The 16,832-nt window shown below is 44.0% G+C and carries 15 protein-coding genes; 10 read left to right on the top strand and 5 right to left on the bottom strand.

Annotation, left to right across the window (positions count from 1 at the left end):
- Positions 1–300: 300 nt before the first annotated feature.
- A complete protein-coding gene (locus tag FTU40_RS04190; protein WP_005096979.1) occupies positions 301–906 on the top strand; it encodes a TetR/AcrR family transcriptional regulator in 606 nt (201 codons plus the stop codon).
- A 65-nt stretch (positions 907–971) separates the two neighbouring features.
- On the opposite strand, the gene FTU40_RS04185 is transcribed toward FTU40_RS04190, so the two are convergent.
- The 4 genes from FTU40_RS04185 to cysK all read right to left on the bottom strand — a co-directional run bounded on the left by FTU40_RS04185 (position 972) and on the right by cysK (position 5,537).
- On the bottom strand, positions 972–1,166 hold the full coding sequence (locus FTU40_RS04185) for a heavy-metal-associated domain-containing protein (RefSeq protein WP_005096981.1): 195 nt from the start codon (positions 1,164–1,166) through the stop codon (positions 972–974).
- A 74-nt stretch (positions 1,167–1,240) separates the two neighbouring features.
- Positions 1,241–1,648, bottom strand: a complete 408-nt coding sequence (gene cueR, locus FTU40_RS04180; RefSeq protein WP_005096982.1) for a Cu(I)-responsive transcriptional regulator — start codon at positions 1,646–1,648, stop codon at positions 1,241–1,243.
- Positions 1,645–4,347, bottom strand: coding sequence for a heavy metal translocating P-type ATPase (locus tag FTU40_RS04175; protein ID WP_180039883.1), 2,703 nt, complete (start codon positions 4,345–4,347; stop codon positions 1,645–1,647). The genes cueR and FTU40_RS04175 overlap by 4 nt, the downstream gene beginning before the upstream one ends.
- Positions 4,348–4,538: 191 nt before the next feature.
- Positions 4,539–5,537 (bottom strand): cysteine synthase A, encoded by a 999-nt coding sequence (gene cysK / locus FTU40_RS04170; RefSeq protein WP_180039881.1) that lies wholly within the window; start codon positions 5,535–5,537, stop codon positions 4,539–4,541.
- A gap of 281 nt (positions 5,538–5,818) precedes the next feature.
- Here cysK and FTU40_RS04165 point away from each other — a divergent pair, with 281 nt between their 5' ends.
- The 6 genes from FTU40_RS04165 to FTU40_RS04140 all read left to right on the top strand — a co-directional run bounded on the left by FTU40_RS04165 (position 5,819) and on the right by FTU40_RS04140 (position 12,326).
- On the top strand, positions 5,819–6,136 hold the full coding sequence (locus FTU40_RS04165) for a helix-turn-helix transcriptional regulator (protein ID WP_005170781.1): 318 nt from the start codon (positions 5,819–5,821) through the stop codon (positions 6,134–6,136).
- A gap of 221 nt (positions 6,137–6,357) precedes the next feature.
- Entirely contained in the window at positions 6,358–8,106 is a 1,749-nt protein-coding gene (locus FTU40_RS04160; RefSeq protein ID WP_180039879.1) for a SulP family inorganic anion transporter, read from the top strand.
- Positions 8,107–8,434: 328 nt separating this feature from the next.
- Positions 8,435–9,631: a serine/threonine transporter SstT gene (gene sstT, locus FTU40_RS04155; protein ID WP_005170774.1), complete on the top strand. Its 1,197-nt coding sequence runs from the start codon at positions 8,435–8,437 to the stop codon at positions 9,629–9,631.
- A 42-nt stretch (positions 9,632–9,673) separates the two neighbouring features.
- On the top strand, positions 9,674–10,348 hold the full coding sequence (locus FTU40_RS04150) for a YoaK family protein (protein WP_005170772.1): 675 nt from the start codon (positions 9,674–9,676) through the stop codon (positions 10,346–10,348).
- A gap of 15 nt (positions 10,349–10,363) precedes the next feature.
- Entirely contained in the window at positions 10,364–10,900 is a 537-nt protein-coding gene (locus FTU40_RS04145; RefSeq protein WP_005096992.1) for a DUF2058 domain-containing protein, read from the top strand.
- Positions 10,901–11,087: 187 nt separating this feature from the next.
- Positions 11,088–12,326 carry a mechanosensitive ion channel family protein gene (locus tag FTU40_RS04140; RefSeq protein WP_180039877.1) on the top strand — a complete coding sequence of 413 codons (1,239 nt, stop codon included), beginning with the start codon at positions 11,088–11,090 and terminating at the stop codon, positions 12,324–12,326.
- Positions 12,327–12,458: 132 nt separating this feature from the next.
- Here the strand turns inward: FTU40_RS04140 and FTU40_RS04135 are convergent, their stop codons facing one another.
- Entirely contained in the window at positions 12,459–13,103 is a 645-nt protein-coding gene (locus FTU40_RS04135) for a hypothetical protein (RefSeq protein WP_180039875.1), read from the bottom strand.
- Positions 13,104–13,310: 207 nt separating this feature from the next.
- Here FTU40_RS04135 and FTU40_RS04130 point away from each other — a divergent pair, with 207 nt between their 5' ends.
- From FTU40_RS04130 to FTU40_RS04120, 3 genes are all read left to right on the top strand, one after another.
- A complete protein-coding gene (locus FTU40_RS04130) occupies positions 13,311–15,164 on the top strand; it encodes an ABC transporter ATP-binding protein (RefSeq protein WP_180039873.1) in 1,854 nt (617 codons plus the stop codon).
- Positions 15,164–15,613, top strand: coding sequence for a MaoC/PaaZ C-terminal domain-containing protein (locus tag FTU40_RS04125; RefSeq protein WP_005096996.1), 450 nt, complete (start codon positions 15,164–15,166; stop codon positions 15,611–15,613). Before FTU40_RS04130 ends, FTU40_RS04125 begins: the two co-directional genes overlap by 1 nt.
- Before the next feature lie 151 nt (positions 15,614–15,764).
- Positions 15,765–16,793: an AraC family transcriptional regulator gene (locus FTU40_RS04120; protein WP_005096998.1), complete on the top strand. Its 1,029-nt coding sequence runs from the start codon at positions 15,765–15,767 to the stop codon at positions 16,791–16,793.
- The last annotated feature ends 39 nt before the right edge of the window (positions 16,794–16,832 follow it).

Raw genomic sequence — 16,832 nt, 5'->3', positions numbered from 1 at the left:
TTTATTCACCACTATAATCCTTTGCCAGGACGGTCTTAAACCGAATAATGATTTCACTTGATGTGCTGAAACAATAAAATAATTATGCTGAAAATGGAATTTTATTTAGCAAAGTTGATCTCTAGGGTTCAGTTTTCTTGACAATATTTCCAGACTGACACCATATATATTTTTCATTGTCAGCAGTTGCTGCATAAATATACAAAATTAGATAAATATCACGACCTTAGTTTTATAGCTATCTTGGGTAAAATTGAATATTCTTGAAAGGTTCTTTTTCGAAAAATATGGACCAAGAAGATGACGACTGTAAGACAGCAGAACTTCCTTCTTCGTAAAGAGAAGATCCTGAGCATGGCTGAAAGCCTGCTACTGGACAATAATCAGGACATTACCCTGAGTGAACTTGCCAGTGAACTGGACATCGCGAAAGGAACGATCTACAAGCATTTCAAAAGCAAGAACCAGTTATATTTAGAACTAATTATTCTGAATGAAAAAAGAATCTTGGAAATATCAAAAAAATATAATAACGATATTAAAAATTATGTTTCGCAATATATGCTCTATCACATGCTCAATTCCAATCGCACCATCCTGTTGCATGTGATTGAAGAGCGTTTAACCAATAATGAAAAAAACCTGAAAGATTTATTTCAGGAGCTTTATCGGATTCGCGAAGAACGGATTATCCGGATTAAAGACATGACCCATGATTATCTGGTGGCTTTAGAAAGTGCCATGTCGATTCGGGATTATTTGTCTTATATCTGGACCGTGACTTATGGAGCTTCACTATTATTAAATTCAACCAATTATCAAAAAGCGATTGGTTCGCGTGAACGTCTGATTAAACTGTATATTAATCAGGCGCTGATGACCCCGGATAAAATCTCGTCAGTCTAAGCCCTATAATAAAAAATGCCGGATTGAATCCGGCATTTTATTTCAATTGAATGACTTAACAAATATCAAGCAGCAATTGGCGGAAATCCGTCTTCGGTTAAAGCCGCGACAATCTCGGACTCAGTGACTGTCGATTCAACTTCGACCAGCTTAGTCGCCACATCTATATGAACGGTGGCATTTTCATCCAGATCTTTAATCGTAGCAGTCACACTGCGTGCACAGCCACCACAGGTCATATTTTCAATACGGAATTTCATATTTAGCTCCATAGGATCGCTTTAAAAATTAATGTGATTGGGCAGATTATATTTAACCTGAGCTGCAGATCAGCTCAGTGCTGCTCAGGGACGACACCCTGTTCAATCTGTTTTAAAATCTGGCAATCGGACTGTTCATTGCCGGCACACTGCTCCACCGATTGCTGTAATATCACCAGCATATGCTGCATATCGGCAATTTTCTGTTGTAAAAACTGGATATGTTTTTCGGCCAGCTGTTTCACCTCGCTACTCTGACGTGAGCTGTTCAGCCACAGGCCGAGTAATTCTTTCATCTGCTCTGAAGAAAAGCCGAGTTCGCGTGCATGTTGAATAAAACTTAAGGTTTTAATGTCCGCATCAGTATAAACCCGATAACCTGCATCGCTTCGTTTCGCAGCAGGCAACAACCCGATGTCTTCATAATAACGAATCATTTTTGCAGAGATGCCGGAACGTTTTGCCGCCTGACCAATATTCATCCTGCTTGCTCCTTGAACTGTACCGCTTTGTAGGCTTTTAATCTCAAAGCATTAGTGACAACAAACACGGAAGACAATGCCATCGCGCCTGCGGCAAACATCGGCGATAACAAGATGCCCCAGAATGGATAGAGCACCCCGGCGGCAATCGGGATTAAAGCAATATTATAGACAAAGGCCCAGAACAGGTTCTGCCGGATATTGCGCATGGTGGCCTGACTCAGACCAATTCCGGTGGCCACATGCTGTAAATTACCTGACATCAACACCACATCGGCTGCCTCAATCGCGACATCGGTGCCTGTACCAATCGCCATACCAACATCAGCCTGTGCCAGTGCCGGGGCATCATTGATTCCGTCTCCGACAAAAGTGAGTACGCCATATTGCTGCTGGAGTTGACGTACCGCATCCACTTTCTCATGCGGTAAAACTTCCGCAATTACCTGATCAATTTTCAGCTGTTTGGCAATGGCCTGCGCGGTATGCTGATTGTCACCGGTGATCATCGCCACTTTCAGACCCTGCTCATGCAAGGCCTGAATCGCACTATAAGTAGTTGCTTTAATCGGATCCGCGACGGCAATAATCGCCGCCAGCTTTTGATTGATCGCCACATATAAGGGACTACGGCCCTGATCACCGAGTTTTTGTGCAGTAGACCGAAACAGATCGACATTTAGACCTAAGTTCTGCATCAGACGTTCAGCTCCAATATGCAGCTGCTGACCAGCTACCTGTGCCTTGACCCCTGCGCCGGTGATCGAATCAAAATCTGTGACTTCACTCAGTTCCAGTTGTTGCTCATGAGCTGCCTGAACAATGGCATGGGCAATCGGATGTTCTGACTTGGCTTCAACCGAAGCCACCAGTTGCAATACAGTCTGCTGATTAAAATCTGCTGTGACTTCAAAGTCCGTCAGCAACGGTTTTCCTTCAGTCAAGGTTCCGGTTTTATCAAGTGCGACGACTTGGGTTTGCTGCAATAACTGTAAAGCTTCACCCTTACGAAACAGCACGCCCAGTTCAGCGGCACGCCCAGTTCCGACCATAATTGAGGTCGGCGTTGCCAGCCCCATCGCACACGGACAGGCAATAATCAGCACCGCCACGGCGTTGACCAATGCATAGGTCAGATTGGGTTCAGGCCCAAACAGGAACCAGACCATGAAGGTCAAGGCCGCCAGTGCCATGACGGCAGGTACAAACCATAAAGTCACTTTATCCACCACCGCCTGAATCGGTAGTTTCGAGCCTTGTGCCTGTTCCACCATCTCAATAATCTGCGCCAGTACAGAATCCTGTCCGACCGCAGTGGCCCTGATTTGCAAGGTTCCATTCTGGTTCACTGTACCACCCACCACCTGATCCCCGGCCTGTTTGGCCACGGGTAAAGGCTCACCACTCATCATTGCTTCATCGATATAACTTTGCCCGGCAACCACTTCACCATCGACGGCGACTTTTTCACCCGGGCGGATTTCAATCAGCATGCCCTGTTGTACATCGGCAATCGCCAGATCAACCCAGTTGCCATGCTGTTGTACCCGTGCGGTTTTCGGTTGCAAGCCGACCAGATACTGAATCGCTTCTGAGGTTTTACCTTTGGCTTTGGCTTCCAGATACCGCCCCAGTAAAATCAGCGCAACAATGACAGCTGCCGCTTCAAAATATACATGGACGGTGGACTGGGGTAACAGCTGCGGAAAAAAGGTCGCAATACAGGAAAATCCATAAGCTGCGATTGTTCCGACCGCGACCAGAGAATTCATATCCGGCGCCAAACGCAATAAAGCCGGAATACCATGCTGATAAAAACGCCGTCCCGGAATAATCAGCACCAAAGTGGTCAGCACAAACTGCAGATACCAGCTGTTCTGGGTTCCCAACGTCTGCGCAATAAAATGATGAAATGCCGGGATCAGATGTGAACCCATTTCTAGAATAAACACAGGGACTGCCAGAATAAGAGCAAGCCAAAGATCCTGTTTCAGTTGCGCGGTTTCAGTGGCTTTCTTTTCCTGAAAAGCCCCATGGCGATCTGCCGAGAGATGTGTATTGGTTTTTTCTGTGGCTTTAAAACCGGCTTTTTCTACAGCAGCAATCAAAGCTGGGATGTGCTGACGGGATGCCTGAATCGAAGCAGTTTCAGTCGCCAGATTGACTTGTGCTGTACTGACGCCGTCTACTTTTAATAAAGCTTTTTCAACACGCGCGACGCAGGAGGCGCAGGTCATGCCTTCAATCGCCAGTTCAATCCGGTCAGCCTGAAGATCAAAACCGGCTTTTTGCACCGCCTGAGTCAACTTGGACAATGGCACAGAATTGATTAGACTCACATGCGCCTTTTCAGTGGCCAGATTCACGTGTGCATCCAGTACACCTTCTACTTTTTTTAGGGCTTTTTCTACGCGAGCCACACAAGATGCACAGGTCATGCCTTCAATATTCAAAGCAAACTGTTGCGTCGGTACATCAAAGCCAGTTTTTTCAATTGCTTGAACCAGCGCAGTGGCAGCAATCGGCTGCTGGCTTTTAATAAAAGCTTTTTCAGTCGACAGGTTGACAGATGCCTCAACCACGCCCTCAATTTTTTTCAAGGCTTTTTCGACCCGAGCCACGCAGGATGCACAGGTCATACCGCCAATCTGCACCTGCTGTTCATATAACCGGATGCTGTCTTGTTCTGCCACGCCCATCTCCATGCATCAACTTGCTGCCGATGCTATAGCTTAAACATTCCCAGCATGGCAAGGTCAAGTCTTTCATTTAAATATTTTAGGAAAGATAAAGCGGTATTGCGATTGGATGCTCATCCAAGAACCAAATAAAAGCCCGAAGATGACTTCGGGCTTTTATAGCAGTGTTTAAAATATTGAATGCATCAATTTTATTCGGTAGAAATATCTTCAAACAGAACCGAAGACAGGTAACGTTCTCCGCCATCTGGCAAAATCACCACAATATTTTTACCGGCATTTTCCGGGCGTGCAGCCAGTTGTGCCGCTGCCGCCATGGCCGCACCACTTGAAATGCCGACCAAGATACCTTCCTGAGCTGCAGTTTTGCGTGCCCACTCGATTGCCTCTGCGCTATTAATGGCAATCACTTCATCGACCAGATCTAAATCCAGGTTGCCCGGAATAAAGTTGGCACCAATACCTTGAATTTTGTGTGGTCCCGGTGTCAGCGTTTCGCCGCGTTTGGCCTGACCAATAATTGCAGATTCAGCAGGTTCCACCGCCACCGAATATAGAGGCTTATTTTTAACTTTCTCAAAGTAACGCGAAATACCGGTAATGGTTCCGCCTGTTCCGACACCTGCGACCAGAATATCGACATTGCCCGCCGTTGCTTCCCAGATTTCTGGGCCGGTGGTTTCTTCATGAATTTTAGGATTGGCCGGATTTTCAAACTGTTGTGGCAGGAAATACTGCTCCGGGTTCTCATTCAACAGACTCTCGGCTGCTTCAATCGCCCCTTTCATGCCTTTGGCCGGATCGGTCAAGACCAGATTGGCTCCTAAAGCTTTGACTACTTTACGGCGTTCAATACTCATGCTTGAAGGCATGGTGAGCGTCAGTTCATAACCTTTAGCGGCTGCCACAAAGGCCAATGCAATGCCGGTATTGCCACTGGTGGGTTCAACGATGTGCATACCGGGTTTGAGTTTTCCAGATTTTTCTGCATCGTTAATTAATGCTGCACCAATACGACATTTGACTGAAAAGGCCGGATTACGGCTTTCAATTTTAGCAAGTACAGTTACCGGAGCTGAAATTACACGATTAATACGAACTAGCGGTGTATTTCCAATTGCGTCTGCATTATTACTATAAACCGCTATCCCTAAATTATTTGGTGTTGGAAAAGCTGAATCTGTACTCATGATGATATCCCTGATGTTATTGGTTCAAGTCATTTAAACATCATACAAGCATTTTTTTCGTTTGTAGATGTTTGATGGAATTTGCACTTGATCGCAGTAATTTAAACCAAAATATTTTTTAAATAATTCGATGATTTTATATTATTTATCAACGTTTAAAATATAACTTTAACTAATGTTTAACCTGATTAAAACCCGATAATATTTAAATATTATATCAATGTATTAATCATCGAGCCCCTTATAATGTGCGGGCTGTAATTTTATAATGGACATATGAGATGAAAACCGATTTTGAAATCACGACTATGCGCGATTCAGCAGAACAGGTCGTCGGCATTTTAAAATCTCTGGCCAATACTGACCGTCTCCTTATTTTATGCCATCTCTCTCAAGCGGAACTGAATGTTTCACAAATTGAAGATATTACCGACATTAAACAACCGACGCTTTCCCAGCAACTGATGATGCTGCGCAAAAGTGATGTAGTGAATACCCGTCGGGATGGTAAACAGATCTATTATTCAATTAAAGATCAAAATTTGATTGTGGTATTGACTACGCTTTATCAGCTGTATTGTGCGAATCAAATTAAATAGTTTATTTTTAAACACTATTTAACGCCAAAACACACTTCTCTACCCCATTGATCTGGCAGAAATAACGACTTTGTAGAAAATCGCTATAGCTGCTTCAAGAAAATGGAGGCCAGACCGAGCTGATTTATTTTAAAAACATAAATCATCACAAATTCGACCCCTTAAGATTTCTTAGCAGAATTTGTGCATAATATATCTATATTTGTGATTTAGACCTTTTTATGCCAAATTCCAAGTCTAAACTTCTGCATAGACTGCCTGCCTGGGCATGGTTAAGCGACTATACGCCGGTCAAATTTAAATCCGATGTGCTGGCCGCACTGATTGTCGTGGCGATGCTGGTTCCTCAGGGGATGGCTTATGCCATGCTGGCCGGTTTACCGCCGATCATGGGCTTATATGCCAGCATCCTGCCAATGATCATTTATGCGTTGCTCGGTGGCAGTTCGACTTTATCGATTGGCCCGGTGGCGATCATTTCAATGATGACTTTTGCCACGCTCAATCCACTGTTTGAAGTCGGCTCATCGGTCTATATCGAAGCTGCGACCTTATTAGCACTCATGGTCGGTATTATTTCCCTGCTCTTGGGATTATTCCGTTTCGGTTTCTTAATTCAGCTGATCAGTCATCCAGTCATTCAGAGCTTTATTATTGCCTCGGCATTATTAATTGCTTTAGGACAATTGAAGTTCTTGGTCGACCTACCCTTAAAAGCCAATAACATTCCAGAATTTACAACAAGTCTTCTGGAGTATCTGCCGCTCCTGCATTTACCAAGCCTGTTATTTGGCCTGTTGTCGATGGCTTTACTGATCTATCTGCCCAAGTTGCTAAAATCTCAGGCAGTACAAAGCCGGATCGGCTCTACAGATTTTCTGATACGGGCTGTGCCTCTCATTCTGGTATGTCTCGGGATTGCAGCGATTGTATTTCTGAATTTAAAGGGGCAAGGCATTAAAACAGTGGGTGCAATCCCGTCCGGTTTTCCGCCCTTGTCTTTTCCGCACTGGAACTGGGAACTGGTCATGACCTTGTTACCGGGTGCCAGCATGATCGCCATGATCAGCTTTGTGGAATCACTGTCAATTGCTCAAGCCACAGCCTTGCAACAACGCAGTCATTTAAACAGTAATCAGGAACTGATTGCACTTGGCCTAGCCAATATCAGTGCAGGTGTCAGTTCAGCCTTTCCGGTTACTGGCAGTCTGTCGCGTACCGTGGTCAATGCCGATGCCGGTGCCAAATCCCCCATGGCAGGAGTTTTGTCCTCCATTCTGATTATTTTCGTCAGCCTGTTCTTTACCGGATTTTTTGAAGATCTGCCCCTGACCATTCTGGCCGCTACGATTATTGTTTCCATCTGGAAACTGGTCGATTTTCGGCCTTTCTTTGATGCCTGGCGTTATTCTAAAGCCGATGGTATTGCCATGTGGATTACCTTTCTGGGTGTGGTGCTGATTGATATTTCCACTGGCCTGATTATTGGGATCATATCGACGTTTATCCTGATGTTATGGCGAATCAGTCGTCCGCATATTGCAGTGCTCGGACTGGTCGAAGGTACACAGCATTTTCGTAATATTCAGCGTCATCAAGTCAGTACCTCCGATCGGGTGCTGTCACTGCGGATTGATGAAAATCTGACTTTTCTGAATGCCAATAGCTTCAAAGGTTATCTGATCAATCAGATGAGCCTGAATGACAAGTTGCAACATGTGATTTTAAATTGCTCCAGTATCAGTGCCATTGATTTAAGCGCTTTGGAAATGCTGGAGGATTTAAATGCGGAATTGGCCAAACTGAACATTCGACTGCATTTTGCCGAAGTGAAAGGCCCGGTGATGGACAAGCTACAAGCATCGAAGCTGATGATTCATCTGAGTGGCCACATTTATCTGACTCATTTTCAGGCAATTCGGGACTTGGCTCCAGAAATCTTTGAGCAGCATAAAGATTATACGATTTAGGACAGCAGATAATTAAACTTATGGCCGGAGATTCAAACCGGTCATGACACCAAACTTTTTTAAATTTTCAAATATAATTTGAATTTATAGATTTAACTTTGATATTTATTTCATGAATATAACTTTAAAAGAGATGATTTATTCATCATCTTTAGATTGTTTTCTTAAATAAAAGTATTCTTTTATATTGATTAATTTTAGAATAAATCAATTATATCAATAATTTGTTTTTTATATAAAAATATATTTCAAGCCTTGTTTAAATTAAGTATAAAATAGCGCAACTTTTTCCCAAATTTAGCCCTCGTAATTTTCACAAGGCAATCTTATGTTTTCTGCCCTTATGCGTATGAGCCTAGTCTCTCGAATCATCATCGCCATTATTTTAGGTGTAGGTGTGGCTGTGGTATTTCCCGAAGCTACTCCCTCATTAAGCCTATTGGGCGACCTGTTTATTAAAGCCTTGAAATCTGTTGCACCGATTCTGGTTTTCATTTTAGTTTTAGCTTCTATTGCAAATTTTAAAGTGGGGCAATCCAACACCGCCATTAAACCGATTATGATGATGTATGCGGTAGGTATGTTCCTTGCTGCACTCAGTGCTGTCGTTTCGAGTATGTTATTTCCAAGTACGCTGTTTCTGGATATTGCTGCACAAGCGGACTTACAGCCACCTGGCAGTCTGGTAGAAATCCTGAAGAATCTGCTGCTTAGCTTTGTCGCCAACCCGGTCGTTGCTATTGCTGAAGCAAATTTCATTGGCGTTCTGGCCTGGTCTGTGGCATTGGGCATCGCCTTCCGTCATGCATCGGATACCACCAAGACCCTTTTGAATGATGCCGCCTTTGCGGTTAATTATGTGATTCGTTTAGTGATCAGTTTTGCACCTGTGGGTATTTTTGGTCTGGTTGCAGTGACTTTTGCTGAATCCGGTCTGGATACGCTGACCAGTTATGCACATTTACTTGCGGTATTATTAGGTACGATGGCTTTTGTTGCACTGGTAATTAACCCAATGTTGGTGGCTTTAGTGACGCGTCACAACCCCTATCCACTCGTCTTTACCTGCTTGCGTGAAAGTGGCATTACCGCCTTCTTTACCCGTAGTTCGGCAGCCAACATTCCCGTCAATCTGGATCTGGCAAAACGTCTAGGCGTCAAAGAATCAACCGCAAGTATCGCGATTCCTCTCGGTGCTGCGATCAATATGGCTGGGGCATCGGTCACCATTACCGTATTGTCACTGGCAACGGTAAATACCTTGGGCATTAGCGTAGATTTCACCACCATGCTAATTCTTTCCGTAGTAGCAACCATCTCGGCCTGTGGTGCTTCAGGTGTGGCCGGTGGTTCATTATTGTTGATTCCTTTGGCCTGTGGTCTGTTTGGTATTTCTTCGGATATCGCTATGCAAGTGGTCGCGATTGGTATGGTAATCAGTGTATTGCAGGATTCTACTGAAACTGCTTTAAACTCGTCTACGGATGTTTTATTTACCACAGCAGTAGACCGCGCATCAAATTGATTTTATATTGAATAATCAAAATTTTTTGCCAATGATGTTGTTATGCCATTACAGCGTTTACCTACCTGGATACAATTAGGGGCGTTCTTTCTTGCGGTGAATGCCGGCATGATTAACGTCCTGGGTCTGGTGACGGTATTACACCAGTCTGTTTCACATATGACCGGTAATGTCAGTATGCTGGCCATGGCGCTGCTGGACTGGCAGCCAGACATGATGCTATATCTGCTTCTGGTCACACTCTGCTATGTCATTGGTTCTCTGTATAGCGGGCTGATTCTAGGAAATAGTCACTTTCGCTTGGGACGACTTTATGGTTACCCTTTAAGCCTGGTGGCTTTTTTTATTCTGATCTGCTGGTTATTATTGCCCTATTTCCCGCGCTATGCCCTGTTATGGGCCTGTGTCGCGATGGGTCTGCAAAATGCCATGGTCAGCCATTATAAAGGTGCCATTATTCGCACCACGCATTTATCTGGTGTACTGACCGACCTTGGCTTGGCCATGGGTTACCGTTTACGCGGCTTAGATGTAGAACCACGCCGAGTCGTTTTACATTTACTTATTTTGCTCGGTTTTTTAAGCGGTGGTATTCTTGCCAGCTGGCTTTATCCTTATTTAAAATTAAATGCATTCCTGATCCCGGCAGGGCTGAGCCTGATGCTCAGTCTGATTTACTGGGTGATTTATTTACGTTATCGACATCAACACGATTAATTTCTGGACATTCTCATGGTTAAAAATGCATTGCAGGCACAATTGTTAAAGGCAGGTTTGGTCGATAATAAAAAAGCCAAAAAACTGTCTAAACAGGCTGTGCATGAAAAACGCACCGGTGATAGCACCGAGGCTGAAATCAAGGCGAAAATTGAGCAAGACAAGCAGCAGAAACTGGCCAAAGACCAAGCCATCGAGTTAGAGAAAAAAGCGGCCTTACAGGAAAAAGAACTGAAAGCCGCGATCATCCAGATGATTAACCAGCACAAAATCCGCGATACGGATGGTGATGCGGTGTATCAGTTTATTGATGACAGCAAGATCAAGAAGGTTTACCTGAACCAGCAGATCTATAATGCACTGGTGGCAGGCAGTCTGGTGATTGCACGTGAAAATGACAGTTATGTGTTCTTGCCTAAGGCTTTGGGAGATCGTATTAATGCCAAGATGCAAGGCTTTATCATTGTGAATAATTCAGAGAAAAATGAACAAATTACCGATGAAGAAGATCCGTATGCAGCCTATGTCATTCCGGATGACCTGATGTGGTAAGTTATTATTAGTATTTGATATCATACTAAACCGGCTTAGGCCGGTTTTTTTATATCAGATCACAGTCTAAAAGCTATTTCAGGTAAACACTTTCCAAAGATATGTATTAAAAGTTTAATTAAAATTAAAAAACTCAGCTTAAAGCTATAAACTCTTTCACAATTTTAACAGTGTGAGAAAAGATAAGTTGGAACAGTTTAAGCTTGTCCAGAATATACAAGTGTGGGCAGATCAATATCCCTGGCTAGAAATGCTCTCTTCATTGAGCATTGTGATTTTACTGGCAATTATTGCAAATTTATTTGCCAAACAAGTCGTTGTTCGCGGAATACGTCAACTGATTTCCAAAATGCCTTTTGCACATAATGAAATCATTGCCGAGCATAGCGTGATCCGCCGTATTGCCAATATTGTGCCGGCCATTGTGATTATGAATGGAATTACCACCGTTCCGCATTTATCAGACAAGGTCGAGACCTTTATCCAGATGGGTGCGCAGGCCTTTATCTTCTTGACCATTGCCCTGGCGATTGGCGAATTGCTGAATATCTTTAACCTGATTTATCAGCGCAATCCGAAATCGCGTAACAAGCCGATTAAAGGCTATTTGCAACTGGTCAAGCTGATCATCTTCATCGTTTGTGGTTTGATGATTCTGGGGACTTTCCTCAAGAAAGATGTCTTTACCTTGCTGGCCGGTTTTGGTGCCATGGCTGCGGTACTGATGCTGGTGTTCCAAAATACCATCTTATCGCTGGTGGCTTCGGTACAGATTTCCTCTTATGACATGGTGCGTATTGGTGACTGGATTGAAATGCCATCTTTAAATGCGGACGGCGATGTCATTGATATGTCATTACACACCATTACCGTGCAGAACTTTGATAAAACAGTCACCACCATTCCGACCAATAAACTGGTGACGGATACCTTTAAAAACTGGCGTGGCATGCAGGAAGCCGGTGCGCGCCGGATTAAACGTTCCATTCATATCGATCAGAGCAGCGTGCATTTCATGTCAGCTGAGGAACAGAACAAGCTGAAAGAATTTATTCTGCTGGATCAATATCTAAATACCAAAACTGAAGAACTGCAGCAATTTAACTTGCAGCTCAGCCATCATTCGCAATATAACCAGCGCCGTCTGACCAATCTGGGGACTTTCCGTGCCTATGTGGAGTTTTATCTGCAACAGCATCCGGGAATTAGTAAAAATCACTCGCTGATGGTTCGTCAGTTACAACCGACCAGTGAAGGTTTGCCTCTGGAAATTTATGCATTTACCAATACCACGGTCTGGGTCGAGTATGAAAATATCCAGTCGGATATTCTGGATCACCTGTTGGCGATTATTCCTGAATTTGGCCTAAAAGTGTATCAGGCACCTTCAGGTTTCGACCTCAAGGAATCTTTTAGCGTTTCCTGAAAAGCTGCGACAATCTTCAAATAAAATAAAAGCCTGAAACTGGCTACAGTTTCAGGCTTTTTAATTGGTCTAATTAAATAAAAATATAAAAAACGACAACTTAAACAAATATTAGATTGGATATTGAGATGCTCAGGCTGAGATTACAGACGCTTGCGGCTGCATCAGTTCTTGTAGCATTTTATAAAAATCATGTTCTGAGTCAAACTGCTCTTCACAGATCCTTTCGCCGTTTAGTAATAAATGATGATAGCTTTGATGCTCATAAATCACCGTGTTCAGAAACCGTGCACCGGGCATATGCTTGAGCAGGTGCTGTGTCTGTTTCATTTCTGCAAGTTGCTGCTGTTCAGGAATCTTATTCAATACCGTATAAATTTTTAATTGAGTATTATATTGTGCGATCCCAATCGCCAATTGCACCAGTTCGGTTTCAAGCCGGATATCTTCTGGATTGATGGAACTGGGAATAATCAGCTTATCTGCATGTTTCAGGACTGAACGCAAGGCAGATGTATCCTGCCCGTCAATATCAACAATAATATAGGCGAACTGCTGTTTCAGTATCTCCAGACTACGACCATCTTGTTTTAAGATATCCAGATGCTCGAAAGAAAATTGTTTATTTTTCAGATTTGCCCATTCATAACCATACGGTTCCAGATTGGCATCAATTAGCAAGGTCGCGCCTTGCCCACGTAATAACTCATTGATATACATCGCAATCGTGGTTTTTCCTGAGCCTCGTTTACGGCTGGCCACTACCCAAATACTCATCTTTAAGCTCTCTCGTTTTTGATTCTTTTTATGAGGAAAAATGGTTTAAACTTTAATATAATTATGGATTTAGAATTACGTATCTGGCATGAAAAGTAAAGTCTGATTTGGATAATAATTTTGTGGCTATTTCATCTAATCCTAGGCTTAAAAAAATTCAATCCTTTATAATCACTACAAAGCAAAATGCATGATAAGAGTACGATAATGTTTCGATGGCTTGAAAGACTGGTTGATCCCTATCCCACCAAAAACCTGAATCAACCTTTACCGACCAAGTTTTTTCCATTTGTCTGGCAGGCAGCCTACGGTGTGCGCCGTTATTTGCTGATTCTGGTGCTGTGTACGGCCGGTGCTGCCAGCTTTGAAGCCTTACTCTACTCAAAAATTGGCGATCTGGTAAATTGGCTCAGCAAAAGCCAGCCAGATACTTTTCTGGAACAACATGCCAGCAACCTAACCTTGCTGAGCATTATCCTGCTGGCCAATATTTTCTTTGCCAGTGCCCAATCCCTGATCAAGCACCAGATTTTGTATAGCAACTTTCCGATGCGGTTACGCTGGCGCTTTCATAATTTACTGATGAAACAAAGTCTGGATTTTTTCCATAATGATTTTGCCGGACGTTTATCTGCCAAAGTCATGCAAACGGCGCTGGCCATCCGGGAATTCTGGGTCATTTTGGGAGATATGCTGGCCTATGTGCTGATTTATTTCGTCACCATCAATATCGTTTTAGGCAATATTTCTCCCTATTTAGTTATCCCTTTGATGGTGTGGCTACTGCTATTTATCTGTGCGGCCTGGTACTTTATTCCGCGTTTAAGCAAGATTTCCAAGTCACAGGCCGATGCGCGTGCCGTCATGACCGGCCGTGTCACCGATGCCTATACCAATATCCAGACTGTCAAGCTGTTTGCCCATGCTGGTCGAGAAAGCCAGTATGCTAAAACCTCCATGCAGGAATTTATGGTCACGGTTTACAAACAGATGCGTCTGGGGGCTCAGTATGAAATCAGTATTTTATTTCTGAGCATTATTCTCTATGGCGGTGTGTTGGGTACGGCCATCTGGCTATGGATGGAAGGACAGGCCGAATTGGGCATTATTGCAGCCACCACGGCCATGATACTCAAACTGAACAGTATTGCCGAGTTTATGATGTGGCAGACCTCTGCCCTGTTTGAAAATGTCGGGACCATTCAGGATGGTATGAAAACTTTAGGCCGCAAGATTGCCATTGAAGATAAACCCAATGCCAAAGAGCTACAGCTTCAGCATGGTGAAATTAAATTCGACAATGTCAGCTTTGCCTATAATGATAAAAATGTCATTGACCAGTTTAACCTGACCATTCGCCCGGGTGAAAAAATCGGGATTGTGGGACGTTCAGGCGCAGGTAAATCGACCCTGATTCAGTTATTGCTGCATTTTTATCATCTTGACCAAGGTCGTATTTTAATCGATGGGCAGAACATTGAAGATGTGACGCAGGACAGTTTGCGTAAGAACATTGCTTTAGTGACTCAAGACACTTCGTTGCTGCATCGTACCGTTGCAGAGAACATCAAATATGGTCGTCCTGATGCAACCGATCAAGAGATGTATGAAGCGGTACGTAAAGCCAAAGCAGAAGAGTTTATTCCTCATCTGACCGACTTACGCGGCAAAAAAGGCTATGAGGCTTATGTCGGTGAGCGTGGTGTAAAACTTTCTGGTGGTCAACGTCAACGTGTTGCAATCGCACGGGTATTTCTAAAAGATGCACCCATTTTGATTCTGGATGAAGCCACCAGTGCGCTGGATTCTGAAGTCGAAGCGGCCATTCAAAACAGCCTCGATGATCTGATGCAAGGCAAAACCGTAATTGCCATTGCGCATCGTTTATCGACAATTGCCCAGATGGATCGCCTGATTGTAATGGATCAAGGTAAAATTGCCGAGCAAGGTACCCATGATGAACTGGTAGCATTAAATGGAATCTACGCCCAGCTCTGGCAGCGTCAAACGGGCGGATTACTGATACAACAACAGATCAAAGCAACGAAGGATCGTGAATAATGCTGTATTTGGAAGATTTGAACATCGCTGACCGCTTTAGCAGCCGTAAATATCATATGGGACTGGAAGAAATTCAAAATTTTGCCCGGGCTTATGACCCACAAGTCTTTCATACTGATGAACAGCAAGCTGCAGCCCATCCGGTATTTCAGGGAATTGCCGCCAGTGGTTGGCATACTGCGGCAGTGGTTATGCGCTTGTGGACTGAATGTTTTCCTGTGGCTTATGGGCTCATTGGTTCAGAGTCGCATCTGCGTTGGCCTTGTCCGACCCGCCCCGGGGATGAGATTCACGTCGAAGTCGAAATCATGGATATTCAGCCCTCCAGAAGCAAAACTGACCGTGGGATCGTTAGCTACCAGACGCAGGCATTTGACCAGCATCATAAAATGATTTTTAGTTCAACCACTAAAATTGTGGTATTTAAACGAGGATTTTCTCCGGTTTAAATTGATTTTTAGGCGAAATTCAGGCTAATCTGCCACAATGATTGTGGCAATAGCCAAAACTTTGTCCAACAATTTTAATGAAAAAAATGGCAGTTTCATGCCAATATCAGACCATAAATAAAAAAATTTAAGTGAGTGCAACGGATCGCGCATGAAAACAATTGCTCCACGCCAAGATCAGGGAATTCCAGGTGTATACGCTCTTTTGCTGCTCGATGTCATTTCCCGCTGGGGATATAATGACGAATCGTTGTTCAAGTCCTTTGGCCTGAGTACGGAGCAGCTGGCGGATCCTGATTTTCGCATCCCGACACCTGTGGCCAATGAACTGGTCAAACATGCCCTCAAGCTGAGCGGTGAACCGACACTTGGTTATCATCTGGGTACCCAGATGCGGATTTCTATTCATGGTTTTATCGGCTATGCCATCATGACGGCCAAGGATATTACCGATGCATTAGTACTGGCCAACCGTTTCATCCAGCTGCGTATGCCCTTTTTACAGCTATTCTTTTCGACCTTTGGTGCCAAGGCTACAGTCCAGTTGCAAACCGATATTCAGCTGGAACCCTTACGCACCGAAATCTCGATTGCACTGATTTTTGGCATGATCAGTATGGCCAAGGCCATTACCGGAATTGATTATGCCGCTGGAGAAATCGATTTTGATTTCAAAAAACCGGAAGGCTTTGAACGCTTTATGGCCAAATTTCCACATCATCAGTTTCGCTTTGAACAGCCGCATTTGATCTTGAGTTTTGATAAGAGCTACCTGATGAACAAGCTGGTGCATGCCGATCCGATTGCCAGCCAGATTGCAATTAACCAGTGTGAAACTGAACTCTCGGCCTTGGGCGAGCGACACCGGATTGCGATGCGGGTCCGTGATATTCTGACCCATTCCGAGCAGCATTATCTGAGTATTGAAAGTGTGGCAGATCGTCTGCATATGTCCGACCGCACCCTAAAACGTCAGCTGGCGGCTGAAGGTACCTCTTTTTCTACGCTGGTCGATGAAGTACGCTACCGGCATGCGACGTCGTTATTGTCCCGGACCGACTTTAGCTTGGAGCAGATTGCTGATGAACTTGGTTATAGTGATGTCGCCAATTTTAGCCGGGCATTTAAACGCTGGAGTGGTCGCAGCCCGAGCAACTGGCGCAAAGATCCTTATTTATAAAGGGTCATAAGCCTTTTGTTTTGGCCAAAAAGAATGTAT

Source organism: Acinetobacter sp. YH12100, assembly GCF_013419135.1.
Lineage (GTDB): Bacteria > Pseudomonadota > Gammaproteobacteria > Pseudomonadales > Moraxellaceae > Acinetobacter > Acinetobacter pseudolwoffii.
Note: the sequence above shows the minus strand (reverse complement) of the source record. Positions and strands in the feature narration are given on the sequence as shown.

Coding starts and splice junctions, on each gene's coding strand:
- FTU40_RS04160 (WP_180039879.1), top strand. CDS start 6,358: ATGCCAAATTCCAAGTCTAAACTTCTGCATAGACTGCCTGCCTGGGCA.
- FTU40_RS04190 (WP_005096979.1), top strand. CDS start 301: ATGACGACTGTAAGACAGCAGAACTTCCTTCTTCGTAAAGAGAAGATC.
- FTU40_RS04185 (WP_005096981.1), bottom strand. CDS start 1,166: ATGAAATTCCGTATTGAAAATATGACCTGTGGTGGCTGTGCACGCAGT.
- FTU40_RS04165 (WP_005170781.1), top strand. CDS start 5,819: ATGAAAACCGATTTTGAAATCACGACTATGCGCGATTCAGCAGAACAG.
- FTU40_RS04175 (WP_180039883.1), bottom strand. CDS start 4,347: ATGGGCGTGGCAGAACAAGACAGCATCCGGTTATATGAACAGCAGGTG.
- FTU40_RS04130 (WP_180039873.1), top strand. CDS start 13,311: ATGTTTCGATGGCTTGAAAGACTGGTTGATCCCTATCCCACCAAAAAC.
- FTU40_RS04145 (WP_005096992.1), top strand. CDS start 10,364: ATGGTTAAAAATGCATTGCAGGCACAATTGTTAAAGGCAGGTTTGGTC.
- FTU40_RS04120 (WP_005096998.1), top strand. CDS start 15,765: ATGAAAACAATTGCTCCACGCCAAGATCAGGGAATTCCAGGTGTATAC.
- FTU40_RS04135 (WP_180039875.1), bottom strand. CDS start 13,103: ATGAGTATTTGGGTAGTGGCCAGCCGTAAACGAGGCTCAGGAAAAACC.
- FTU40_RS04125 (WP_005096996.1), top strand. CDS start 15,164: ATGCTGTATTTGGAAGATTTGAACATCGCTGACCGCTTTAGCAGCCGT.
- FTU40_RS04150 (WP_005170772.1), top strand. CDS start 9,674: ATGCCATTACAGCGTTTACCTACCTGGATACAATTAGGGGCGTTCTTT.
- cueR (WP_005096982.1), bottom strand. CDS start 1,648: ATGAATATTGGTCAGGCGGCAAAACGTTCCGGCATCTCTGCAAAAATG.
- cysK (WP_180039881.1), bottom strand. CDS start 5,537: ATGAGTACAGATTCAGCTTTTCCAACACCAAATAATTTAGGGATAGCG.
- sstT (WP_005170774.1), top strand. CDS start 8,435: ATGTTTTCTGCCCTTATGCGTATGAGCCTAGTCTCTCGAATCATCATC.